This is a genomic window from Streptomyces gobiensis, assembly GCF_021216675.1.
Classification (GTDB): domain Bacteria; phylum Actinomycetota; class Actinomycetes; order Streptomycetales; family Streptomycetaceae; genus Streptomyces; species Streptomyces gobiensis.
In genome coordinates this window covers 1569987-1591889 of record NZ_CP086120.1, presented here as the reverse complement: position 1 = coordinate 1591889, position 21903 = coordinate 1569987, and the positions used below count along the sequence as shown (strand labels likewise).

At 68.4% G+C, this 21903-nt stretch carries 21 protein-coding genes and 1 tRNA gene; 10 read left to right on the top strand and 12 right to left on the bottom strand.

The features are described from left to right. Positions 1–8: 8 nt before the first annotated feature. Positions 9–1292, bottom strand: coding sequence for an ABC transporter substrate-binding protein (locus tag test1122_RS07350; RefSeq protein ID WP_232268356.1), 1284 nt, complete (start codon positions 1290–1292; stop codon positions 9–11). A gap of 178 nt (positions 1293–1470) precedes the next feature. Here test1122_RS07350 and test1122_RS07345 point away from each other — a divergent pair, with 178 nt between their 5' ends. The 3 genes from test1122_RS07345 to test1122_RS07340 all read left to right on the top strand — a co-directional run bounded on the left by test1122_RS07345 (position 1471) and on the right by test1122_RS07340 (position 4231). After that, positions 1471–2499: a LacI family DNA-binding transcriptional regulator gene (locus test1122_RS07345; protein ID WP_422396938.1), complete on the top strand. Its 1029-nt coding sequence runs from the start codon at positions 1471–1473 to the stop codon at positions 2497–2499. A 94-nt stretch (positions 2500–2593) separates the two neighbouring features. Then, entirely contained in the window at positions 2594–3418 is an 825-nt protein-coding gene (locus test1122_RS26790) for an SCO2400 family protein (RefSeq protein ID WP_422396937.1), read from the top strand. Between the two features lie 243 nt (positions 3419–3661). Then, positions 3662–4231 (top strand): M23 family metallopeptidase, encoded by a 570-nt coding sequence (locus test1122_RS07340; RefSeq protein WP_232268355.1) that lies wholly within the window; start codon positions 3662–3664, stop codon positions 4229–4231. On the opposite strand, the gene test1122_RS07335 is transcribed toward test1122_RS07340, so the two are convergent. After that, on the bottom strand, positions 4194–4838 hold the full coding sequence (locus test1122_RS07335; RefSeq protein ID WP_232268354.1) for an SACE_7040 family transcriptional regulator: 645 nt from the start codon (positions 4836–4838) through the stop codon (positions 4194–4196). The genes test1122_RS07340 and test1122_RS07335 overlap by 38 nt on opposite strands. Positions 4839–4925: 87 nt before the next feature. On the opposite strand from test1122_RS07335, the gene test1122_RS07330 reads away from it, so the two are divergent. The 4 genes from test1122_RS07330 (at position 4926) to test1122_RS07315 (ending at position 10764) form a co-directional block, all read left to right on the top strand. Next, complete coding sequence (locus test1122_RS07330) at positions 4926–6542, top strand: carboxyl transferase domain-containing protein (RefSeq protein ID WP_232268353.1); 1617 nt, start codon at positions 4926–4928, stop codon at positions 6540–6542. Positions 6543–6610: 68 nt separating this feature from the next. Further along, on the top strand, positions 6611–8632 hold the full coding sequence (locus tag test1122_RS07325; protein ID WP_232271801.1) for an ATP-binding protein: 2022 nt from the start codon (positions 6611–6613) through the stop codon (positions 8630–8632). 14 nt (positions 8633–8646) lie between these two features. Next, positions 8647–9573 carry a hydroxymethylglutaryl-CoA lyase gene (locus test1122_RS07320; RefSeq protein WP_232268352.1) on the top strand — a complete coding sequence of 309 codons (927 nt, stop codon included), beginning with the start codon at positions 8647–8649 and terminating at the stop codon, positions 9571–9573. Between the two features lie 33 nt (positions 9574–9606). Then, the gene (locus test1122_RS07315; RefSeq protein WP_232268351.1) at positions 9607–10764 is read left to right on the top strand and encodes an acyl-CoA dehydrogenase family protein; all 1158 of its coding nucleotides are present in this window, start codon (positions 9607–9609) and stop codon (positions 10762–10764) included. Between the two features lie 85 nt (positions 10765–10849). On the opposite strand, the gene test1122_RS07310 is transcribed toward test1122_RS07315, so the two are convergent. Together test1122_RS07310 and test1122_RS07305 are read right to left on the bottom strand one after the other, a co-directional pair. After that, the gene (locus test1122_RS07310; RefSeq protein ID WP_232268350.1) at positions 10850–11635 is read right to left on the bottom strand and encodes a GntR family transcriptional regulator; all 786 of its coding nucleotides are present in this window, start codon (positions 11633–11635) and stop codon (positions 10850–10852) included. A 67-nt stretch (positions 11636–11702) separates the two neighbouring features. Beyond that, entirely contained in the window at positions 11703–12125 is a 423-nt protein-coding gene (locus tag test1122_RS07305) for a TIGR03668 family PPOX class F420-dependent oxidoreductase (RefSeq protein WP_232268349.1), read from the bottom strand. Between the two features lie 169 nt (positions 12126–12294). Between test1122_RS07305 and test1122_RS07300 the strand changes: the two genes are divergently transcribed. Together test1122_RS07300 and test1122_RS07295 are read left to right on the top strand one after the other, a co-directional pair. Then, on the top strand, positions 12295–12627 hold the full coding sequence (locus test1122_RS07300) for a hypothetical protein (RefSeq protein ID WP_232268348.1): 333 nt from the start codon (positions 12295–12297) through the stop codon (positions 12625–12627). Then, complete coding sequence (locus test1122_RS07295) at positions 12624–12824, top strand: hypothetical protein (RefSeq protein WP_232268347.1); 201 nt, start codon at positions 12624–12626, stop codon at positions 12822–12824. Before test1122_RS07300 ends, test1122_RS07295 begins: the two co-directional genes overlap by 4 nt. Before the next feature lie 256 nt (positions 12825–13080). On the opposite strand, the gene glmS is transcribed toward test1122_RS07295, so the two are convergent. From glmS to test1122_RS07255, 8 genes are all read right to left on the bottom strand, one after another. After that, positions 13081–14907: a glutamine--fructose-6-phosphate transaminase (isomerizing) gene (glmS, locus tag test1122_RS07290; protein ID WP_232268346.1), complete on the bottom strand. Its 1827-nt coding sequence runs from the start codon at positions 14905–14907 to the stop codon at positions 13081–13083. A 46-nt stretch (positions 14908–14953) separates the two neighbouring features. Then, positions 14954–15232: a hypothetical protein gene (locus tag test1122_RS07285; protein WP_232268345.1), complete on the bottom strand. Its 279-nt coding sequence runs from the start codon at positions 15230–15232 to the stop codon at positions 14954–14956. A gap of 187 nt (positions 15233–15419) precedes the next feature. Beyond that, positions 15420–16307: an acyl-CoA thioesterase II gene (gene tesB / locus test1122_RS07280; protein WP_232268344.1), complete on the bottom strand. Its 888-nt coding sequence runs from the start codon at positions 16305–16307 to the stop codon at positions 15420–15422. A 31-nt stretch (positions 16308–16338) separates the two neighbouring features. Beyond that, on the bottom strand, positions 16339–17496 hold the full coding sequence (locus test1122_RS07275) for an acyl-CoA dehydrogenase family protein (protein WP_232268343.1): 1158 nt from the start codon (positions 17494–17496) through the stop codon (positions 16339–16341). Between the two features lie 217 nt (positions 17497–17713). Further along, positions 17714–17786: transfer RNA gene (locus test1122_RS07270), tRNA-His, on the bottom strand. An 81-nt stretch (positions 17787–17867) separates the two neighbouring features. Then, positions 17868–18479, bottom strand: a complete 612-nt coding sequence (gene orn, locus test1122_RS07265; RefSeq protein WP_232268342.1) for an oligoribonuclease — start codon at positions 18477–18479, stop codon at positions 17868–17870. 19 nt (positions 18480–18498) lie between these two features. Further along, a complete protein-coding gene (locus test1122_RS07260; protein WP_232268341.1) occupies positions 18499–19719 on the bottom strand; it encodes a helix-turn-helix domain-containing protein in 1221 nt (406 codons plus the stop codon). A gap of 388 nt (positions 19720–20107) precedes the next feature. Beyond that, entirely contained in the window at positions 20108–20359 is a 252-nt protein-coding gene (locus test1122_RS07255) for a hypothetical protein (protein ID WP_232268340.1), read from the bottom strand. 365 nt (positions 20360–20724) lie between these two features. Here test1122_RS07255 and test1122_RS07250 point away from each other — a divergent pair, with 365 nt between their 5' ends. After that, positions 20725–21246, top strand: a complete 522-nt coding sequence (locus test1122_RS07250; protein ID WP_232268339.1) for a universal stress protein — start codon at positions 20725–20727, stop codon at positions 21244–21246. Positions 21247–21903: the final 657 nt, after the last annotated feature.

The following is a 21903-nucleotide window of genomic DNA, read 5'->3' as shown; positions in this document are numbered from 1 at the left end:
GGCCCCGGTCACTCGTCGACCGCGTCGTTGATCTTCTTCACCGCGGCCTTCCAGCCCGCCTCGGGCGACTTGCCCTGCTGCTCGACCTGGAGGATGCCGACATCGGAGATGTTCTGCCCGATGATCTGGTCCTTGGGGCCCAGTATCGCGGTCGGAATGCCCTTGGCTGCCGAAGAGAAGATCTCCCCGATGGGGGCATTGCCGAAGTAGCCATGCTTGGCGCCCTTCACTTCGGGCAGCTCCAGTGCGGCCGCGGAGCTGGGGAAGCTGGCCTGTGCGGAGAAGAGCTTCGCCTGCTGCCTGGGCGCGGTCAGCCAGGCGGCGAGCTTGACCGCCTCGTCCTTGTTCTTTCCGCTCTCCGGCACGGTCAGGAAGGAACCGCCCCAGTTGGCGGGCTTGGGCGCGGGTGCCACATCCCACTGGTTCTCGCCCTTCTTCCCGGACTTCTCCTTGATATAGCCGAGCATCCAGGAGGGGCAGACGACGGTGGCGAAGGTGCCATTGGCGTAGGCCTGGTCCCAGGCCGTGTCGAACTGCTTGAGCCGGGCGGTCATCTTCCCCTCGATGGCCCGCATCGCCAGCTCCCAGGAGGCCTTGACGGCCTTGCTCTTCCGGTAGATCAGCTCACCGTCGGCGTTGTAGTTCTTCTCGGCGTAGCTGGAGATGGAGCCGTTGTAGAGGCCTGCCGCGCCATCCATAAAACTGGTGCCCTTGGGGGCGTTCTTCATATACGTCTCACCGGCGTCGACGTACTTCTCCCAGTCGCCCCGCCACATTGTGCCGACCTCGGCGCGCTCGGTCGGCAGTCCCGCCTTGGCGAAGAGATCCTTGCGATAGCAGACGCCCATGGGGCCGATGTCCGTCCCGACCCCGATGACCCTGCCGTCCTCGGCCTTGGCCTGCTCCCACTTCCAGGGCAGATAACTGCTCTCCTCAACCCCTTCGGCCTTCGCCATATCAACGAACTTGGCCGCCTGAATGGTGGCCAGCTCATTGATATTGCTGACCTCGACGGCCTGAATGTCGTCGAGCCCGCTGCCTGCGGAGAGATGCTGGAGCAGCGCCGGATAGTAGTCCTCGTTCCGCTCGGTGGAGTTCTCCTTGATCTTCACATGCGGATTGAGCTTCTCGTACTCGTCGTAGAGTCCGGCCTGCTTATAGCCGAAGACCCCGAAGACACCGATGGAGAGCGTGACCTTGTTGTCAGTTCCGTCCGAGCTGTCCGAGGCGCACCCGGCGAGCAGTGCGGCGGCCAGGCTGATGGTCAGACATGGGTGGATCCTGCCGTGCATCGCGTCCTCCCGAACGTACGGGATGTGAAAGGGTCAGGTCCGTTGGGAGCGCTCCCAGATATGATGAGTTGAAGAGTTCCGGACACCTGAGAGAGTGTCAAGGCGGCGGACGACAACTACTGAGAAACGCCGTGCAGTTGAATGATCAGTACATGCGAATACTGCAGGGGAGGCAGGCATGGCGATGCGCCGTACGGGGCGGGGCAGACCCACATTGGAGCAGGTCGCGGCGCGTGCGGGGGTCGGCCGGGGGACCGTCTCCCGGGTGATCAATGGCTCCCCGAGGGTCAGCGAACAGACCCGGGCCGCCGTCCAGGCCGCCGTCACTGAACTGGGCTACATCCCCAACCGCGCCGCCCGCGCCCTGGCGGCCGGCAGCGCGGACGCGGTCGCCCTGGTCATACCTGAGCCCGAGACCCGGCTCTTCGCCGAGCCGTACTTCTCCGGCATCGTCCGCGGCGTCAGCTCGGTGCTCGCGGATACGGACATACAGCTGCTGCTCACCCTCATCCGTACGCCGAAGGAGCGGGAGCGGTTCGCACATTTCGCCTCCGCGCACCGGATCGACGGTGTGCTGCTGGTCTCCGTACACGCCGATGATCCGCTGCCGGATCTGCTGGAGCGGATCGAGATGCCCGCCGTACTGGGCGGCCGTCGCTCCGGCGGGGAGTCGGTGCCGTATGTCGACTCCGACAATGTCGGCGGCGCTCGGGCCGCCGTCGAGCATCTGATCGACCGCGGGCGCCGAACGATCGCCACCATCACCGGGCCACTGGATATGTATGTCGCCCAGTGCCGAGTGGCGGGCTACCGTGCGGCGCTGCATACGGCCGGACGGACGCCGGATGAGCTCTTGATCGCCGATGGCGACTTCACCGAGGACGGCGGACACCGCGCCATGCGGGAGCTGCTGGCTCGGCGCCCGGAGCTGGACGCCGTCTTCTGCGCCTCCGATGTGATGGCCTCCGGCGCGCGGCTGGCCCTGCGCGAGGCACACCGTTCAGTGCCCGGGGAGGTGGCGCTTGTCGGCTTCGATGACTCAGCCGTAGCCCGCCATATGGATCCACCGCTGACGAGTGTCCGGCAGCCGATCGAGGAGATGGGTCAGGAGATGGCCCGCACGCTGCTGGCGCGGCTCGCGCGGCGAGACTCGCCCGTGGGCGGGACGATGCTGCCGACAGAGCTGATCCAGCGCGGTTCATCCTGATGGTGGACAGCCAGAGCACCCCGAAACGGAATGAATCAGGGCCCCGGCGGAAGGAGTGCGAGGGCAGGACTCCTGCTGTTTACGACTACCCAGTATGGTGGCCGCCACCTCGCTGCCCGCCGCTGGAGACGGTCCTGTGGATTACTGCCTGACCTGCTGCCGCCACCTCAACGGGGCTCTGGTGTGCCCGGGGTGCGGCCAGGCACAGGCAGGTGCGCCGATGCCGCTGCGGCAGACCGCCCCAGGTCCACGAGCGGGGCCAGAAGCGGAACCCGGTCCGGGTTGGCAACCGGCAGGCGTACCGTTCCGCCAGCCGGTCCACGAACCCTTCCCCCAGCCGGTCCAAGAACCGGTCCACGAACCAGCCCATGAAGCGCCCCGCGAACCAGCCCACGAACCGGAAGCGGAATCCCCGTCCGGCCGGGCGTCGCGGCGTGCCTCGCACCGGGCGAGCCGACGCGGTAAGCGGCGGCGTATTGCCATCGGCGCGGCCATCATCAGCTCCGTCTTCACCGGCATAGCTGTCGAAGCCGGTGATGTGCTGCCCGGACAGGAGCCCGACGGGGGCGGTAGTACGGCCGTGCCCTCCGACTCCCCCCAGGAGGGTGTTCTGCCGGAGACAGGCCCGGCGGACACGATAGCCGAGCAGCCCGACAGGCCCGAGGCCACCCCCACGGACAGCGTCATGGATTCCGCCTCCGCGTCCGCCTCCGCCTCCGCCAGCCCCGGCGAGGGGGCGTCCGCTGAGCCCTCCTCAGCTACGGCCACCACCTCCGCGGTTCCGGGGACCCAGGGCCCCGCCCCCAGACCGTCGTCGACGCGCACCAGTCAGCCCGAGCCCCCACCACCCGCCTCCACCCCACCACCTCCCGAGCCGGAGCCCTCGGAGACCAACTGCATCCTCTGGTGGTGCAACTGACCGCCCGTGAAGTCGTGAAGTCCTGATTTACCGGTAATGGTCCACTCCATTCACCTGTACGGGGCGAGCTGCGCAGGATGGCTTCCGGTGTGACAACTCACCAGGCAGGAGCCTTATCCGGCGATCCAGGGGCGGATGTGGCGTACGCCGTTCGGTCCTTTGGCGGGCGGCCCAGAAGATGCAGCGGCCCGGTGGCTGGCGTGTCCTCGCAGTGAAGACATCGCTGCACGGGAGGACGGCCGGATGTGTACACAGGGTGGAGACTGGCAAGGAACGCTGCCCCGGCGGGGGATCCTGCTGCGAGGTGGTGCGCTGGCGGCACTGGGGCTCCTCCCGGCACTGGGCTGTGCGCACCGCGCGTCAGCGGGGTCCGGTGAGCTGGATGAACCGCTGGGCGGGCCGCCGGTCTGGACCCGCCCGCTGTCGGACAAGTACCCCGTCTCCGCCGCCTATGGCATCAAGGGCAAGTGGCTGGCGGGTCATCACACCGGGATCGACTTCGCGGTACCGGCCGGGACCCCCGTCTACGCCGTGAGCTCCGGCACGGTGGACATCGCCCGGTACTACTCGGAGTACGGCTACGCGGTGATGCTGCGGATGGATGACGGCCACTTTGTCCTCAGCGCCCATCTGTCCAAGATCTCGGTCAAGAAAGCGGCGAAGGTGCAGGCCAGAACCCTCCTGGGGGAAACCGGTGCCAGCGGCCGGACCACCGGCCCCCATCTGCACTTCGAGGTACGCACCAAGCGGGACTACGGCTCGGACATCGACCCCGTCAGCTATCTGGCGAGCAAGGGCGTTCAGCTGCTGTGAAGGCACCCCGGGCGAGACGGTGCAGCAGCGCGGCCGTCACCTCGCGGCTCGGCAGCGCGGCGGGGCGGCTCAGATGCGGGGTTGAGTTGAGCAGGCCGAAGACGGCGTGCACCGCGATCCGGGCCTCCTGCTCCGGCAGCGCGGGGTGGACCTCCCGTACGACCCCGACCCAGAGCTCTACGTACTGCCGCTGGAGCTGGCGGACCCTTCGGCGGTCGGCGTCGCGCAGCCGGTCGAGCTCACGGTCGTGCAGGGTGATCAGCGAGCGGTCATCGAGGGCGAAGTCGATATGGCCCTCGATCAGCGCGTCGAGGGCCGCCTCCGGGGTGAGTCCGGCGGCGCGCGCCTCGGCCAGCCGCATCCGGCCGCCCGTGTGCAGCCGCTCGCTGATACCGACCAGCAGCTCGGCCAGCATCGCGTCCTTGCCCGCGAAGTGGCGGTAGAGGCCGGGGCCGCTGATGCCGACAGCCGCGCCTATCTCATCGACACCGACGCCATGGAAGCCGCGCTCAGCGAAGAGGCGGGCTGCCTCACGCAGGATCTGCTCCCGGCGGCGGTTCGGGGCGGCGGGCGGGGTGAGCCCGCCGGGCCCGGTTTTCGTGCTCATGAAGACGATTCTAGACAACGGTGTTAGCCAGCGTTAACCTGGGAAGCAGGTTAACGCTTATTAACCGCGAGCAAGGGGGCTCAGGGCATGCAGCAGGCACCACCGCTGGTCAGCGCCGTAGACCCGGCATCTCAGGCGTGGCGTACCAACGAGGCCGCGCATCGGGAGCTGGCCGCGCGGCTGCGCGAGAAGCTGGCCGGGGCGCGCCTTGGCGGGGGCGAGAAGGCCCGCGCCCGGCATACCGCGCGCGGCAAGCTGCTGCCGCGTGACCGGGTGGACTCGCTGCTGGACCCCGGCTCACCCTTTCTGGAGCTCGCCCCCTTGGCCGCTGACGGGATGTACGGCGGCCAGGCACCGGCCGCCGGGGTGATCGCGGGAATCGGGCGGGTTTCCGGGCGCGAGGTGCTGATCGTCGCCAATGACGCCACCGTCAAGGGCGGCACGTACTACCCGATGACGGTGAAGAAGCATCTGCGGGCACAGGAAGTGGCGCTGGAAAACCGGCTGCCGTGTCTGTATCTGGTGGACTCCGGCGGTGCCTTTCTGCCGATGCAGGACGAGGTCTTCCCGGACCGTGAGCATTTCGGACGGATTTTCTACAACCAGGCCCGGATGTCCGGCGCGGGCATTCCGCAGATCGCCGCCGTGCTCGGTTCCTGCACGGCGGGTGGCGCGTATGTCCCCGCGATGAGCGACGAGGCCGTCATCGTGCGGGAACAGGGGACGATCTTTCTCGGCGGTCCACCGCTGGTGAAGGCGGCGACCGGTGAGGTCGTCACGGCGGAGGAGCTGGGCGGCGGCGAGGTGCATGCGCGCGTCTCCGGGGTGACCGATCACCTGGCCGAGGATGACGCGCACGCGTTGCGGATCGTACGGAACATCGTCGGGACCCTCCCGGAGCGTGGCCCGCTGCCCTGGTCGGTACGGCCCGTGGAGGAGCCGAAGGTGGACCCGGCCGGGCTCTATGGCGCGGTGCCGGTGGACTCGCGGACGCCCTACGACGTACGGGAAGTGATCGCCCGGATCACCGATGGCTCACGCTTTCAGGAGTTCAAGGCGGAGTACGGCAGCACCCTGGTCACCGGTTTCGCCCGGATCCATGGCCACCCGGTCGGTATCGTCGCCAACAACGGCATTCTCTTCTCCGAATCCGCTCAGAAAGGCGCACACTTCATAGAGCTGTGCGATCAGCGGGGCGTGCCACTGCTCTTCTTGCAGAACATCTCCGGCTTTATGGTCGGCCGCGACTACGAGGCGGGCGGTATCGCCAAGCACGGCGCCAAGATGGTGACCGCCGTGGCCTGTACCCGGGTGCCCAAGCTGACGGTCGTCATCGGCGGATCCTATGGCGCCGGAAACTACTCCATGTGCGGGCGGGCCTATTCACCGCGCTTTCTGTGGATGTGGCCCAACGCCAAGATCTCGGTCATGGGCGGCGAGCAGGCCGCATCCGTGCTGGCGACCGTCAAGCGCGATCAGCTGGAGGCGCGCGGCGAGGAGTGGAGCGCGGAGGAGGAAGAGGCGTTCAAGGCCCCGGTACGGGAACAGTACGAGACCCAGGGGAACGCCTACTACGCCACCGCACGGCTCTGGGACGACGGCGTGATCGACCCGCTGGAGACCCGCACGGTGCTGGGCCTGGCGCTCACGGCCTGCGCCAACGCGCCGCTCGGCCAGCCCGGCTTCGGCGTATTCCGGATGTGAGGGCAATGGCTGCGATGACTGCGATGGCTGGGATGACGGAGACGGCGGGGATGACGGAGACGGCGGGGATGTTCGACACCGTACTGGTCGCCAACCGGGGCGAAATCGCCGTCCGGGTGATCCGCACCCTGCGGTCGCAGGGCATCCGCTCGGTGGCCGTCTACAGCGACGCGGACGCCGACGCGCTGCATGTACGGGAGGCGGATACGGCCGTACGTATCGGCCCGGCGGCCGCCGCCGACAGCTATCTGTCCGGCGCGGCGCTGCTGGCGGCGGCCGCCCGTACCGGCGCCCAGGCCGTGCACCCCGGCTACGGCTTCCTCGCCGAGAACGCCGCCTTCGCCCGGGCGGTGACGGAGGCCGGGCTCACCTTCATCGGTCCGCCCGCCGACGCGATAGAGCTGATGGGCGACAAGATCCGCGCCAAGGAGACGGTACGGGCGGCAGGGGTGCCGGTCGTCCCCGGGTCATCCGGGGGAGGGCTCACCGACGCCGAGCTGGCCGAGGCCGCCCGGAAGACCGGAATGCCGGTGCTGCTGAAGCCCTCGGCGGGCGGCGGTGGCAAGGGCATGCGGCTGGTGCGCGACGAGGGGGCGCTGGCGGAGGAGATCGCGGCGGCCCGGCGCGAGGCGCGGGGCTCCTTCGGCGACGACACGCTGCTGGTGGAGCGGTGGATCGACCGGCCCCGGCATATCGAGATCCAGGTGCTGGCCGACGGGCATGGCGGGGTGGTGCACCTCGGCGAGCGCGAGTGCTCGCTCCAGCGCCGCCACCAGAAGATCATCGAAGAGGCCCCCAGCCCACTGCTGGACGAGGCGATCCGGACGGCCATGGGCGAGGCGGCGGTAAACGCCGCCCGGTCGTGCGGCTACCGCGGCGCGGGCACGGTGGAGTTCATCGTGCCGGGCAGCGACCCGGCCTCGTACTTCTTCATGGAGATGAATACCCGCCTGCAGGTCGAGCACCCGGTGACCGAGATGATTACCGGGCTTGATCTCGTGGAGTGGCAGCTGCGGATCGCGGCGGGCGAGCGGCTGCCCTTCGGGCAGGCGGACATCACCCTGGACGGCCACGCGGTGGAGGCCCGTATCTGTGCGGAAGACCCCGCGCGGGGGTTTCTGCCCTCCGGCGGCACGGTGCTCGCCCTGCGTGAGCCGCAGGGCGACGGCGTACGGACCGACTCCGGCCTGTCCGAGGGCACGGCGGTCGGCAGCCTCTACGACCCGATGGTGTCGAAGGTCATCGCCCATGGCCCGGACCGGGCCGCGGCCCTGCGGAAGCTACGTGCCGCGCTCGCCGACACGGTCATCCTCGGGGTGCCGGCCAACACGGGCTTCCTGCGCCGCCTGCTGGCTCACCCGGCGGTGGTGGCGGGTGAGCTGGAGACGGGGCTGGTCGAGCGTGAGGTGGACGGCCTGGTCGTACGGGATGTGCCGGGCGAGGTGTACGTGGCCGCCGCGCTGCTGCGGCATGCGGCGCTGGAGCCGGGCGGGGTGGTTGGCAGCTGGACCGACCCGTTCTCGGTGCCGAGCGGCTGGCGCCTGGGCGGCGAAGCCGCCTGGACGGCACACCACTTCCGGGTGCCCGGTCAGGAGCCGGTGACCGTCTGGGTGCGCGGCAGCGCAGCGGACGGGGAAGTCCGGCTCGGGGGTCTGGGGGCGGAGCCCCCAGTTCCGGGAAGGGGAGGGGTTGGGGAAACCACCGCCGACATCGTCACCGTCATCTGGGACGGCGCCACGCACACCTTCGCCGCCGCCCCCAGCCCGGAGGGCGTATGGCTCGGCCGGGACGGCGACTCCTGGCACGTACAGGACCACGACCCCGTGGCGGCCGCACTGCAAGGCGGCCCCGGCGCCCACGGCGTGGACGCCCTGACCGCCCCCATGCCGGGCACCGTCACCGTCGTCAAGGTGGCCGTCGGGGACGAGGTCGCCGCTGGACAGGCGCTGCTCATCGTCGAGGCGATGAAGATGGAGCACGTCATCTCCGCGCCGCACGCCGGGACCGTCACCGAGCTGGACGTCACCGCCGGAAGCACCGTCGCCATGGACCAGGTGCTCGCCGTGGTCGATCCCTTTGAGGAGACGTGAGGAGGAGTGACCTCATGACTGGGCTGCCGATGCGGGTTCCGATGGACGGACTGCCCGCCCGGGTCCGTATTCATGAAGTGGGCGCCCGGGACGGGCTGCAGAACGAGCAGGTCGCCGTCCCCGTCGAGGTCAAGGCGGAGTTCATCCACCGCCTCGCCCAAGCCGGTCTGACCACCATCGAGGCGACCAGCTTCGTGCATCCCAAGTGGGTGCCCCAACTCGCCGACGCGGAGGAGCTGTTCCCCCGGCTCGCCGAGCTTGAAGGCGTCCGGCTGCCCGTCCTGGTGCCCAATGAGCGCGGACTCGACCGCGCGCTGGCCCTGGGCGCCAAGGAGATCGCCGTCTTCGGCAGCGCGACCGAGTCCTTCGCCAAGGCCAACCTCAACCGTACGGTCGACGAGGCCCTGACCATGTTCGAGCCGGTCGTCACCAAGGCCAAGGAGGCGGGCGCGAGCGTCCGCGGCTATCTCTCCATGTGCTTCGGCGACCCCTGGGAGGGCCCGGTCCCCATCGAGCAGGTGGTCCGCGTCAGCCGCCGCCTGATCGAGCTGGGCTGCGATGAGCTGAGCCTGGGCGACACCATCGGCGTCGCGACGCCAGGCCATGTCACCGCCCTGCTCACCGCCCTCAACGCGGCGGACATCCCCACCGACCGCCTCGCCGTGCACTTCCACGACACCTACGGCCAGGCCCTCGCCAACACCCTCGCCGCGCTCCAGCACGGCGTCACCACCGTGGACGCCTCCGCGGGTGGCCTCGGCGGCTGCCCCTACGCCAAGAGCGCCACCGGCAATCTCGCCACCGAAGACCTCGTATGGATGCTGCACGGCCTTGGCATCGCAACCGGGGTCGACCTCGGCCATCTCACCACCACCAGCGCGTGGATGGCCGACCGACTGGGCCGACCCAGCCCATCCCGCACCGTACGTGCGCTCTCTTGAAGTAACACAGCCCCACAAGGAGCAGTGACCATCATGGCCCTGGACCACCGACTCTCCCCCGAACACGAGGAACTGCGCCGCACCGTCGAGGAGTTCGCGCACGATGTCGTCGCGCCGAAGATCGGCGACTACTACGAGCGGCATGAGTTCCCGTATGAGATCGTCCGCCAGATGGGCCGTATGGGCCTGTTCGGGCTGCCGTTCCCCGAGGAGTACGGCGGCATGGGCGGCGACTATCTCGCGCTGTGTCTCGCCCTGGAGGAGCTGGCCCGGGTGGACTCCTCGGTGGCGATCACCCTGGAAGCGGGAGTGTCACTCGGCGCCATGCCGATCTACCGCTTCGGCACCGAGGAGCAGCGGCGGGAGTGGCTGCCCCGGCTCTGTTCCGGCGAGGCACTGGGCGCCTTCGGGCTGACCGAGCCGGGGTGCGGCTCGGACGCAGGCGGCACCAAGACCACGGCCGTCCGGGATGGCGATGAGTGGGTCATCAACGGCACCAAGTGCTTTATCACCAACTCCGGCACCGACATCACCGGCCTGGTCACGGTCACCGCTGTCACCGGACGCAAGGACGACGGCTCCCCGCTGATCTCCACCATCCTGGTGCCCTCGGGCACGCCCGGCTTCACCGTGGCCGCTCCCTACTCCAAGGTCGGCTGGAACGCCTCCGACACCCGCGAGCTGTCCTTTTCCGACGTCCGGGTCCCGCTGGCCAACCTGCTCGGCGAAGAGGGCCGCGGCTACGCCCAGTTCCTCCGCATCCTCGATGAGGGCAGGATTGCGATCTCCGCTCTGGCCACCGGGCTGGCCCAGGGGTGTGTCGATGAGTCGCTGGCCTACGCCCAGACGCGGATCGCCTTCGGCAAGCCGATCGGGGCCAACCAGGCCATTCAGTTCAAGCTGGCCGATATGGAGATGCGGGCGCATACGGCTCGTATCGCCTGGCGTGACGCGGCGGCCCGGCTGCTCGCCGAGGAGCCGTTCAAGAAGGAAGCGGCGATCGCCAAGCTGTACTCCTCCGAGATCGCCGTCACCAACGCCCGTGAGGCCACGCAGATTCATGGCGGCTACGGCTTTATGAACGAGTATCCGGTCGCCCGGATGTGGCGGGACTCCAAGATCCTGGAGATCGGCGAGGGCACGAGTGAGGTCCAGCGCATGCTGATCGCCCGCGAACTCGGCGTCGGGTAATCGGCGCATGGCATGGGCGGCGCAGACGCGGAGGACCACGTCGGTCGCGGGGCCACCAGCAGTGCCTCGGTGGAGGAACAGCGAGTCATGAACACGCTGGTACGTCGATCACATACCGGAAGATGTGCCGGTCACAGGGCACCAGGGAGTCGAGCACTTCCAGCGCCGCACCGTCCGTGTCGTAAGCGGTGCGCAGGATGCGCGCGACGGGCACACCCGGGGGAACGGCCAGCAGCTCCGACTCGGCTGGGGTAGGCATCCGGATGTCGAGATCCTCGACAAAGCGCGCGACACGGCGGCGGATCGGTCCCTGAGGATCCTCAAGAACGGCGTGCACACCGCCTTTGACGCGCCGTGGCTCGGCGATCGGAGTACCGAGGGCAATGGCTGTTGTGTAGTAGCCGTCCGCCAGTTGCATGGGCTCGTCATCAACCGTGAAACGTCGGCGGCGCACGATGACGGGTGTGCCGGGCGCGATCTCCAGCCGTGCTGCGATCTCGTCCGGGGCGGCGACTTCGGCGACCTCGCGGAGCTGCTGTGCAGCGTGCCGTCCCTGCGCTTCCACCTCCGCGTTGTAGTTCGGCGCACCGGAATCTCTGTGCTGCCGGTGGCGTGACCCGGCGGAGAGCAGCCGCACACGAGGACGTGTGCGGACGAAGGCTCCTTTGCCCTGATGTGAAACGACGAGCCCTTCCGCTCGTAGCAGCGCGACGGCCTTCCGCACGGTGGATCGCGTGGTGCTGAAGCGTGTCACCAGCTGATATTCAGAAGGAATTCGGTCTCCAGAGGCAAGGACGCCACTGTGGATCTCTCGCCGCAGAGCATCCGCGATCTCCCTGAACCGTGGCGGGTTCGGGTGGCTGTCGGGCATGGGAAGACTCCTGGCCTGGCATGAATGCGGAGGGCACTGTAACCCTGCTGACACGCCTCCTGAGGACTCAGGTCTCCGTGTACGACCATCCGCTCCAGCGGTGCACCGAGATTGCGATAATCGGTCCGTCCGGTCGAGTTGCACGGTATTGCGGGTACTTCGCCGCAAGCTGGTCCGCCGCCTCGGCTCTGGCTGCGGCATCCTCCAGCATGGCTGCCTCTCCGTCCACGCGGACCCACCACAGTCGGTTCCAGTCGTCATCGTAGACATCGACGAGAGCACAGACGGAGCTGTTCTCGGCGATATTACGCAGACGCTTAAGGCGTTGGTGCCGCTTTGGTTTGTGATCCACCGCGATCACCAGTTTGCCCCCGGACTCGGCGAAGGTCGCGGGAATGAGATGCGGGTGCCCGTGGGTGTCCGCTGTTGCCAGCCGCAGCACTCGGGCAGCCAGGAACCGGTCGATGGCTTCGCTCTCCGTCAACCGCATGCCATGAACGGTACCTCTGGACTGCCAGTCATCGGCACTCTTGGTTAGCCACTTGTATACCCAAGGTGAAGTCGATACCTTGCTTGCATAGCCAAGTTGGGATGGTCAGAAAGAAACCCCGGCAGTCCTGCACGACCCCGGGGCGTGGCCAGCAGCTGCAAAGGAGCTGATGACGTTGACGATTATCCACTACCTGGTCGAATGGGCGAGAGCCCTGTTCGGTCCGGGTACCGGCCGCCGACGGGCGGCCGAAGCGCATCTCCCGGTCGCCGAGGTGCGTCACGTACACCGTCGGGCCGTGGTGCGGCCGTGGGACCCGCCGTACCTGCCCGCTGCGCTGCGTAAGCGGGATGCCGGGCGGATCGATGGTGACGCCGTCGCCATGGTCCGGCCGTATCTGGTGGCGCAGGAGCAGGAGGAGCGGCGGGCCGCCCTTGTGCTGGCGCTGGACGGCATCGATGTGGGGCCATGGGCCGTCCACGGTGTGGAGGTGGCCCGGTGAACGCCATTGGCAAGGCCCTGTGCGGGGTGCACAGTCCGGGCTGGCAGGGGATGCCGTGCCTTCGGGAGGCCGGGCACGCGGGTGCTCACCGTGACGCGCTCGCGGTGATCGCCAGCCCGGAGCTGGAATACGCGCTGTCAGTCTTGTTCGCGGCGGAGCAGCTGCGGGAGCTCCTGGGTGAGGGGAGTGCTCCATGACCGGTAAGGAGCTGGAGCGTTCGCGGTGGGGGCGGTGGCTGGCGCACGCTGAGGCCTGCCAGCGCTGCCATACGGTGGGCGGCGCGTGCTGCCCCCGTGGACGGGCCCTCTATCAAGCATGGAAAGCCGCACGTGCGGTCGTCCGGGCAGAGGGCCAGCGCTCGTAAGGGCCGCACTGTGCGGGGTTGGCGGGCGCGACACCGCCCGCCGACCCCGCGGGCCTGGTCGGGGTTCCGGGGCGGAGCCCCAAGGCGGACTACTCGACCGTTACCGACTTCGCCAGGTTGCGCGGCTTGTCGATGTCGCGGCCCAGGGCCAGAGCCGTGTGGTAGGCCAGCAGCTGAAGCGGGACGCCCATCAGAATCGGATCCAGCTCCACCTCATTGCGCGGCACCACGATTGTGTGGTCGGCCTTCTCCTGCTCGCCATGCGCGACCGCGAGGATCTTGCCGCTGCGGGCCTTGACCTCCTCCAGCGTGGCGCGGTTCTTGTCCAGCAGGTCGTCGTCCGGCAGGATCGCCACGGTCGGCACCGCGGGCTCGATCAGCGCGAGCGGACCGTGCTTGAGCTCGGACGCCGGATACGCCTCGGCGTGGATGTAGGACACCTCCTTGAGCTTCAAGGAGGCCTCCAGCGCCACCGGATAGCCGCGCACCCGGCCCACGAACATCATTGACTTGGCCTGTGCGTAGTCGGCGGCCAGTTGCTCGATCTCCGGCTCGCTCCGCATGATCTCGGCGATCTGCTCGGGCAGCTTCCGCAGCCCCGCGATGATCCGCTTTCCGTCGGCCACCGACAGATCCCGGATGCGGCCCAGATGCAGGGCGAGCAGCGCGAAGGCCACGGCCGTATTGGTGAAGCACTTGGTGGAGACCACGCAGACCTCCGGGCCCGCGTGTACGTAGACTCCGCCGTCGGTCTCCCGGGCGATCGCGCTGCCCACGACATTCACCACACCCAGCACCCGCGCGCCCTTGCGCTTGAGTTCCTGGACGGCGGCGAGGGTGTCGTACGTCTCACCGGACTGGCTCACGGCGATATACAGGGTGTCGGGGTCGACGACCGCGTTGCGGTAGCGGAACTCGCTGGCGGGCTCCGCGTCGGCCGGGATACGGGCCAGCTCCTCGATCAGCTGGGCGCCGATCATGCCCGCGTGGTAGGCGGAGCCGCAGCCGAGGATCTTCACCCGGCGTACTCCGCGCGCCTCGCGGGCGTCGAGGTTGAGCCCGCCGAGGTGGACGGTGGCGAAACGGTCGTCGATCCGGCCGCGCAGCACCCGGTCGACGGCATCCGCCTGCTCGGCGATCTCCTTGTGCATATAGGTGTCGTGGCCGCCCATGTCGTAGGACTCGGCCTCCCACTCCACGGTGGTCGGCGAGGGAGCGGTACGGGAGCCCTCGGTGGTGTAGGTGCGGTAGTCATCGGCCTTGATGGTGGCCATCTCGCCGTCGTCGAGGGTGACGACCTGGCGGGTGTGTGAGACCAGCGCGGCGACATCGGAGGCGACGAACATCTCGTGCTCGCCGATGCCGAGCACGACCGGGGAGCCATTGCGGGCGACGACGATACGGTCCGGGAAGTCCTCGTGCAGCACGGCGATGCCGTAGGTGCCCTCGACAACGGCGAGCGTGTGCCGGACTTTCTCCTCCAGCGTCTCGGCCTGGGAGCCGCCGATGAGGTGGGACAGCACCTCGGTGTCGGTCTCCGAGGCGAAGGTCACCCCGTCGGCGGTGAGCTTGGCGCGCAGTTCGCTGGCGTTGTCGATGATGCCGTTGTGGACGACCGCGACCTTGTTCTCGGTGTCCAGGTGCGGATGGGCGTTCTCGTCACTGGGGGCGCCATGGGTGGCCCAGCGGGTGTGCGCGATACCGGTGGTGCCCGCGAAGCGCTTGGGGATACGGGATTCCAGCTCCCGGACCCGGCCCTTGGCCTTGGCCGTCTTCAGCCCCGCGCTCTTGCCTGTGCCGGTGCTGTGGATGGCGATACCGGCCGAGTCGTAGCCGCGGTACTCCAGTCGCTGAAGGCCCTCCAGGAGGAGTGGGGCAACATCCCGTTTCCCGATATATCCAACAATCCCGCACATATCACTTCTCCCTCTTCAGCGTTCATGGGTGCCCAGCCGGAAACGGTCAGCCGTAGACCATGCGGCGCAGTTGCCGCAGTGAGAGCTCAGGCGGTGCCACCGCGCGATGCGGCAGCTCTGCCATGATCTGTTCGAAGATCGCCGGATTGGTCAGCCCACCCGATTGCAGCTCCCGGTGGCGGCGGCGTACGTAGTCCTCGGCCGTCTCGTCGAAATACGCCAGCACATCAAGGACGACCCGGGCCGCTTCGCCACGCTGCAGCGCGGTTGTGCGGACCAAGTGGTCAATGAGGTCGTCATGATGTGGCGTCCGGCGTTCGAGCACCCGTCGATACTGCGGGTGCACGAAGGTTTTCGCAAGAATCCTGCCCGGTTTCGGGCAAGTCTGTACCGCGGGTGTTACCGACGGGCCTCAGGCAGGCCCCAGTCAGTCGCTTATGTCCGGGCTTGGGGGGTAATAGGGGCAACTTGGTCAACAAGGACAATCCTGCTGGTCTCTGAGGGGCGCGGGGCTAGTCCCGGGGGATCCGCACCACGCCCTCCTGGATCACCGATACCGCCAGTTGACCGTCGGCGGTGAAGATACGGCCCTTGCCGAGCCCCCGGCCGCCCTGGGCCGTGGGACTCTCCTGGTCGTAGAGCAGCCACTCGTCCGCGCGGAACGGCCGGTGGAACCACATCGCGTGGTCCAGGCTCGCGCCCACCACATCGCCGACCGCCCAGCCGCCCCGGCCATGGGCGAGCAGCACCGAGTCGAGCAGGGTCATATCGGAGACATACGTCGCCAGGCAGATATGCAGCATCGGCTGGTCGAGCTCGCCGTCCAGCTTGCCGTTCGTACGGAACCAGACCTGTGAGCGCGCCTCGCGCGGGCGCTGGCCGGCGGTGGCGTACGGCGGTTCGTTGACGTAGCGCAGATCGACCGCGCCACGGGCCTGGGCCAGGCGCCGGGCGACCTCGGGGTCGCGGAAGAGGTGGGCGTAGCGCGGCAGCATCTCCGCGGCGGTCGGCAGCGTCTCCGGGTCAGGCGCGAGCGGCATCGGCTCCTGGTGTTCCAGGCCCTCCTCGTAGACCTGGAAGGAGGCCGAGAGGTGGAAGACCGGCTGTCCGTGCTGGACCGCGACCACCCGGCGGGTGGTGAAGGAGCGTCCGTCGCGGATGCGGTCGACCGTATAGACGATCGGTGCCCCGGGGTCACCGGCCCGCAGGAAGTAGGCGTGCAGGGAGTGGGCGAGCCGGTCGTCCGGTACGGTCCGGGTGGCCGCGACCAGGGCCTGCGCGGCCACCTGGCCACCGAAGACGCGCGGCACCACGGACGGGCGGCTGGCGCCGCGGAAGATGTCCTCCTCGATCCGTTCGAGATCGAGCAGATCGAGCAGAGACCTCAGGGCATTGTCCATGGTTCAACGATATTCAGTTCGGTCAGTTGCCTCAGAGGCCCATGGACTTAGCGATGATGGACCGCATGACCTCGCTGGTACCGCCGTAGATACGGGTGACCCGGGTGTCGGCGTAGAGCCGGGCGATGGGGTATTCGCGCATATAGCCATAGCCACCGTGCAGTTGCAGGCACTTGTCGATGACCTTGGCCGCGGTCTCGGTGGTGAAGAGCTTGACCGAGGCGGCGTCGGCGCCGCTCAGCTCGCCCGCGTCATGCGCCTCCAGGGCGCGGTCGACCACGGCCTGCATGGCGTCCACATCCGACCTGCAGTCGGCGAGCACAAACTTGGTGTTCTGGAAGGACGCCACGGACTTACCGAAGACGGTACGGTCCTGGACGTACTCCTGGGCGAACCGCACCGCGGCCGCCGCCTGTGCGTAGGCGCCCACCGCGATGCCGAGCCGCTCCTGCGGCAGATTGTGGGAGAGGTACTCAAAGCCCTTGCCCTCCTCGCCCAGCAGGTCCTCGACTGGCACCTTGACATCGGTGAAGGAGAGCTCCGCGGTGTCAGAGGTCTTCAGGCCGAGCTTGTCGAGCGTACGCCCGACCACATAGCCCTCGCTCTTGGTGTCCACGACCAGAATGGAGATCCCGCCGCGCCGGTCCTCCAGGGTGGGCGGCGCGGTGCGGCAGCAGACCAGCACCCTGTCCGCCTGCACTCCGCCGGTGATAAAGGTCTTGGCGCCGTTGAGGATGTAGTGCGTGCCGTCCTCGGAGAGCCTGGCCGTGGTCTTCATCCCGGCCAGATCCGAGCCGGTGCCGGGCTCGGTCATGGCGATGGCGGTCATCATGTCGCCGGAGACAAAGGGCGGCAGCCAGCGCCGTTTCTGCTCCTCGGTGGCATACGCGAGGAGATAGGGCAGGCACAGCCCGGTGTGCACGCTGGAGCCGCCGAAGCTGACCCCGGCGCGGGCGCACTCCTCAGTGATCACCGCAATGAACTTGAAATCGTGCTGCCCCGCGCCGCCGTACTCCTCGGGCACCTCGATGCCGAAGACGCCCATCTCGCCCAGCTTCTTGTAGAAGTCCCTGGGGACGAAGCCCTGTTGCTCCCATTCGTGGTAGTACGGCACGACCTCGGAGGCGATGAACTCACGGATGGTCTGCCGGAACACTTCATGGTCCTCGTTGAACACCGTGCGACGCATGCACGCCTCCCTGGGCTGGTACCGCTCTCGTCTAAGCGCTTGCTCAGTGGTCAAGCTACCCACGGGTTAGAAGAACTGTCCAGAGCTGGATCCCCTAAGCGGCGTGCGCTGAGCCCATGGCGACCTACTGTGCGCGTCGTGTTCCCGTGGTGCTCCCACGCGCCCGGGCATGACGAAGGCCCGGCCTGATTTCGCAGGCCGGGCCTTGATCTTTCAGGGTGAGTGACGGGACTTGAACCCGCGGCCACCTGGACCACAACCAGGTGCTCTACCAACTGAGCTACACCCACCATGACCGGTGCTTGAGAGTGCTTCCCGCACCGGCCGGATACGAGTGTACAGGGTCAGCGAGGGTGCTTGCGCACGCCTTTTCAGGCAGTCGGTTCCGCTGGAAGGACATGCTTGGCCGCGATGCTCTTCGCGGTGTCCGAGTCCGGGCCGGGCTGCGGCACAAAGACCGCCTCGCGGTAGTAACGCAGCTCGGCGATGGACTCCCGGATGTCAGCGAGCGCACGGTGGTTGCCGCACTTCTCCGGGCTGTTGAAGTAGGCCCGCGGATACCAGCGGCGGGCCAGTTCCTTGATCGAGGAGACATCCACAATCCGGTAGTGGAGGTAATCCTCCAGGGTCGGCATGTCCCGCAGCAGGAAGCCACGGTCGGTGGAGACCGAGTTCCCGCACAGCGGCGCCCTGCCCGGCTCCGGGACATGCTTCTTCACATATGCAAGGACCTGCTGCTCGGCATCCGCCAGGGTGGTTCCTGCATCCAGCTCGGCGAGCAGCCCGGAGGCGGTGTGCATCTCGCGCACCACCTCGGGCATGCTGGCCAGGGCCTCGGCGGGCGGGCGGATCACAATATCCACCCCCTCGCCGAGGATCTGCAGCTCCGAGTCTGTGACCAGCGCGGCCACCTCGATGAGCGCGTCGTCGGACAGCGAGAGACCGGTCATCTCGCAGTCGATCCACACCATGCGATCGTTCATGCGAGTCACCCTACGTCGCTCACGGCGAAGTGCGTCTACGCTGACCGGGCAGCCTGGGGATGTACACATCAGCCTCCGGTTTACCCGGCTCGGTCGCGGGTGCGGTTATCAGTCCGGAATTGTGGGACGCCGCCTCCGTCCGCGCGGAAGGGACCCGGCACTCGCCCGGTGGTCCGCCCTCCAGGCCGTCCATGGGGTCCCCGCCCGTCCCGTCCGGCCTGCGCGCCCGGTAGGCGGCCCGGTACGCGGCCGGGGAGACCCCGAGCTGCCGCCGGAAGTGGCCGCGCAGGGCGACCGGCGAGCGGAAGCCACAGCGCCCGGCGACCTCATCGACGGAGTAGTCAGAGGTCTCCAGCAGCCGTTGTGCCTGAAGCACCCGCTGGGTGATCAGCCACTGCAGCGGCGCGCTGCCCGTCAGCGAGCGGAACCGGCGGTCGAAGGTCCGGCGGCTCATATACGCGCGGGCGGCGAGCGTCTCCACATCGAACTGCTCGTGGAGGTGCTCCAGAGCCCAGGCGACGACCTCGGCGAGCGGGTCGGTACCGATCTCCTCTGGTAAAGAACGGTCCAAGTGACGCATCTGCCCCACATCGGTGCCGTTCCCCCGCCGTGGCGGCACGACCAGCCTGCGGGCCAGCGAGCCGGCGGCCTCGGCGCCGTGATCGGTGCGCACGACATGCAGACACAGGTCGATACCGGCCGCGGTGCCTGCCGAGGTGAGGATGTCACCGTCGTCCACGAAGAGCTCTCGGGGATCGACATGGACAGCCGGATAGCGCTTGGCGAGCGTTGGCGCGTACATCCAGTGTGTGGTCGCTGGACGGCCGTCCAGCAGCCCGGCCGCGGCGAGTACGAAGGCGCCGGTGCACAGGCCGATCACCCGGGCTCCTTCCTGGTGCGCCCGTCGCAACGCGTCAAGCGCGGCGGGCGGTGGCGGCTGGGTGATGGAGCGCCAGGCGGGGACGACGACCGTACCCGCCCGGGAGATCGCGTCCAGTCCGTATGGCGCGGTCAGTTCCAGCCCGCCGGTGGTGCGCAGAGGGCCGTCCTCGCCCGCACACACCAACAGGCGGTAGCGGGGGACACCGGCGTCCTGCCGGTCGATTCCAAAAACGGAGAGCGGAATCGAGCTCTCGAAAATTGGGCCTCCTCCGAAGAGCAGCACCGCAACGATCTCGCGGCGGCGGCGCGCTGCCAGCTTTCGGATGGACGCGGGGCCGTGCGTTGGGTCCTGGCTCATGCTTCTAAGCCCCCCTCAGTGGTCGCTTCCTCTCGGTACTGCACGGTTTCCCCCGCCGTGGTTTTGCCAAGATCGAATCTACTGCGTCGAATGAGGCTGACGGGACAACTTCAACACTCAGCGCTATGTCGACAAGACAACTTGGCGTAAAGCATTCGATCACGAAGCGTTCCACTCGTCGGCGCCGCTGGGAAGTACGCCTAGCCCCACTGCCCCTTACCCGTAGGGTGCACACGCCCGCAGTGCTCCTTTCCGCCCAGGTGAGACGGGTGTTGTGGGTCGCCTCTGGCAAGGTGTGTACCACGGTTGCAAGTTGGCCGAAAAGAATGCCGGATCAGATGTGCGACCCGTTCATACCCGAGCGTACGCCCGGGCCGTTGGTCCCGCGCTAGTCGCGTCCATGTCGCCCGCCCCCGCCTGGGCGTGCGCCAGTGCGGGCACGGTGTGAGCCGCCTGCCCGCTCCGCCGCCAGCCGCACGGAGACACGCTCCGCCCGCCGCAGCAGCGCCCGGCAGACCGCGGTGACGACCGCCAGCCCGAACGCCGTGCCGAGGGCGCCACCGGGTGAGGAGCCGCAGATGAAGAGGACGACCGGCACCAGGGCGCAGCTGAAGGCACCCCAGCGGACCACTTCCGCCACCTGATCGCTCGTGCCGGGACGCCGAGCGGTATCGGACCTCCCCGCCGACGGCTGGGGACGCTCAGCGTGCCGACGGCCGTGGGCGCCGGAGACGGACGGAGGGCCGGACATACCCTGTCCAACGCCGCACCTGCCCCTCAGGTCACCCCCAGGGGGCGCATCAGCGCTCATGGGCGCGACCAGGCGGCATTGCGCTACGCGCCACGCTCCGGCATGCTGCGGCATCAACCTCTGGGCACGGGGTGTGTAGCGCCTTACCCTTGGGGTAAGGGCGTTGGGAAGACGTTTCCCAGACGTTTTATTGAGCTCGCAACTATCCGTTATCCGTCGTTCCCTCCGTAAGAGGACTCCCCGCCGAGACGCCAATGGCCGGACACGAGATCCCCGAACCAGCGGACCGCAAGCAGGTCGCCGATCCCTCGGCGATCCCCGAGACGGCGGAAGACGCCCGCCACTCCTGCGATCCCGCCTTTCAGCATGGCGTCGTGATCGGCTTTGACGGATCGATGTCGAGCGAGCGGGCGCTCGCCTATGCCATCGGCATGGCCCGGCGCTCCGGCTCGGGCCTGATCATCGTCCATGTCGCCAACCGGCTGCCCACGACCGTCTGGGCGGGCTGCGAGCCGCCGGTCTTTGTCGATGTGCCGGACCACCGCACCGAGGTGCTGGGCCTGGAGCTGGCCTGCGCGGACTATCTGGCCGAGGTGCCGTGGATCCTCGTGGAGCGGGGCGGCGACATCTGCCATGAGCTGGAGGAGGTCGGCCGGGAGTACGAGGCCGACGCCATTGTGGTCGGCTCCACGCATGGCCTGGTCGGCCGGATCTTCGGCTCGGTGGCGGGCCGTCTCGCCCGCCGCGCCCAGCGTCCCGTGGTCGTCATCCCCTGATTCGGCTGACTCGGCGGATTCGGCCCAACTTCCCCTGGGCGTAAGGGAATCGATTAATCTACCCGCCAGTAGCTGGTGCATTGTGTGCCGGCGCTGGGCATATAGCTGGCAGCGTGCTGCCGAACGGGAGGTGACGGTCCCCTTCAGGCAGCCCACTGCCGGCGTGATGGGCGACGTCGGCACAGGGGAGGCGGCCCGGATCGCGTTTGGTGGCGCGCGATCCCGGGCCGCCCATCTGTTCCCGGCCGGGGGCTATTCCCCTAACCCTCCCTTCCCGAAACTGTGGGCTGACGCCCCCAGACCCCCGAGGTGTTGTGGGCACTCGGGCCGCCCGAGGGGCGATGGGGGTCCCCCCATGCCCTTAAGGCTATGGGGGAGGGTGGGCACAACACCCGGCCACCGGCCCGCACCCGGCCACCCCCGGGGCCCCGGGGCGAAGCCCCGCCACGCGGCGGAGCCGCATATCGGTACTGCCGGGAAGGGGCGGGATATGGGGAAACCCACAGCCCGGCACCCCCGCAACCGGGCGAAGCCCCGCCACACGGCGGAGCCGCATATCGGCACAACCGGGAAGGGGCGGGATACGGGGACACTCACCACGGCGCGCTCGCAGCCGGGGCGGAACCCCCGGCACGCGGCGGAGCCGCGTGTCGGCTG

What these genes read in the sequence shown, in the direction of transcription:
- test1122_RS07350 (WP_232268356.1), bottom strand. Translation starts at nt 1,292, where the DNA reads ATGCACGGCAGGATCCACCCATGTCTGACCATCAGCCTGGCCGCCGCA.
- test1122_RS07345 (WP_422396938.1), top strand. Translation starts at nt 1,471, where the DNA reads ATGGCGATGCGCCGTACGGGGCGGGGCAGACCCACATTGGAGCAGGTC.
- test1122_RS26790 (WP_422396937.1), top strand. Translation starts at nt 2,594, where the DNA reads ATGGTGGCCGCCACCTCGCTGCCCGCCGCTGGAGACGGTCCTGTGGAT.
- test1122_RS07340 (WP_232268355.1), top strand. Translation starts at nt 3,662, where the DNA reads ATGTGTACACAGGGTGGAGACTGGCAAGGAACGCTGCCCCGGCGGGGG.
- test1122_RS07335 (WP_232268354.1), bottom strand. Translation starts at nt 4,838, where the DNA reads ATGAGCACGAAAACCGGGCCCGGCGGGCTCACCCCGCCCGCCGCCCCG.
- test1122_RS07330 (WP_232268353.1), top strand. Translation starts at nt 4,926, where the DNA reads ATGCAGCAGGCACCACCGCTGGTCAGCGCCGTAGACCCGGCATCTCAG.
- test1122_RS07325 (WP_232271801.1), top strand. Translation starts at nt 6,611, where the DNA reads ATGTTCGACACCGTACTGGTCGCCAACCGGGGCGAAATCGCCGTCCGG.
- test1122_RS07320 (WP_232268352.1), top strand. Translation starts at nt 8,647, where the DNA reads ATGACTGGGCTGCCGATGCGGGTTCCGATGGACGGACTGCCCGCCCGG.
- test1122_RS07315 (WP_232268351.1), top strand. Translation starts at nt 9,607, where the DNA reads ATGGCCCTGGACCACCGACTCTCCCCCGAACACGAGGAACTGCGCCGC.
- test1122_RS07310 (WP_232268350.1), bottom strand. Translation starts at nt 11,635, where the DNA reads ATGCCCGACAGCCACCCGAACCCGCCACGGTTCAGGGAGATCGCGGAT.
- test1122_RS07305 (WP_232268349.1), bottom strand. Translation starts at nt 12,125, where the DNA reads ATGCGGTTGACGGAGAGCGAAGCCATCGACCGGTTCCTGGCTGCCCGA.
- test1122_RS07300 (WP_232268348.1), top strand. Translation starts at nt 12,295, where the DNA reads ATGACGTTGACGATTATCCACTACCTGGTCGAATGGGCGAGAGCCCTG.
- glmS (WP_232268346.1), bottom strand. Translation starts at nt 14,907, where the DNA reads ATGTGCGGGATTGTTGGATATATCGGGAAACGGGATGTTGCCCCACTC.
- tesB (WP_232268344.1), bottom strand. Translation starts at nt 16,307, where the DNA reads ATGGACAATGCCCTGAGGTCTCTGCTCGATCTGCTCGATCTCGAACGG.
- test1122_RS07275 (WP_232268343.1), bottom strand. Translation starts at nt 17,496, where the DNA reads ATGCGTCGCACGGTGTTCAACGAGGACCATGAAGTGTTCCGGCAGACC.
- orn (WP_232268342.1), bottom strand. Translation starts at nt 18,479, where the DNA reads ATGAACGATCGCATGGTGTGGATCGACTGCGAGATGACCGGTCTCTCG.
- test1122_RS07260 (WP_232268341.1), bottom strand. Translation starts at nt 19,719, where the DNA reads ATGAGCCAGGACCCAACGCACGGCCCCGCGTCCATCCGAAAGCTGGCA.
- test1122_RS07250 (WP_232268339.1), top strand. Translation starts at nt 20,725, where the DNA reads ATGGCCGGACACGAGATCCCCGAACCAGCGGACCGCAAGCAGGTCGCC.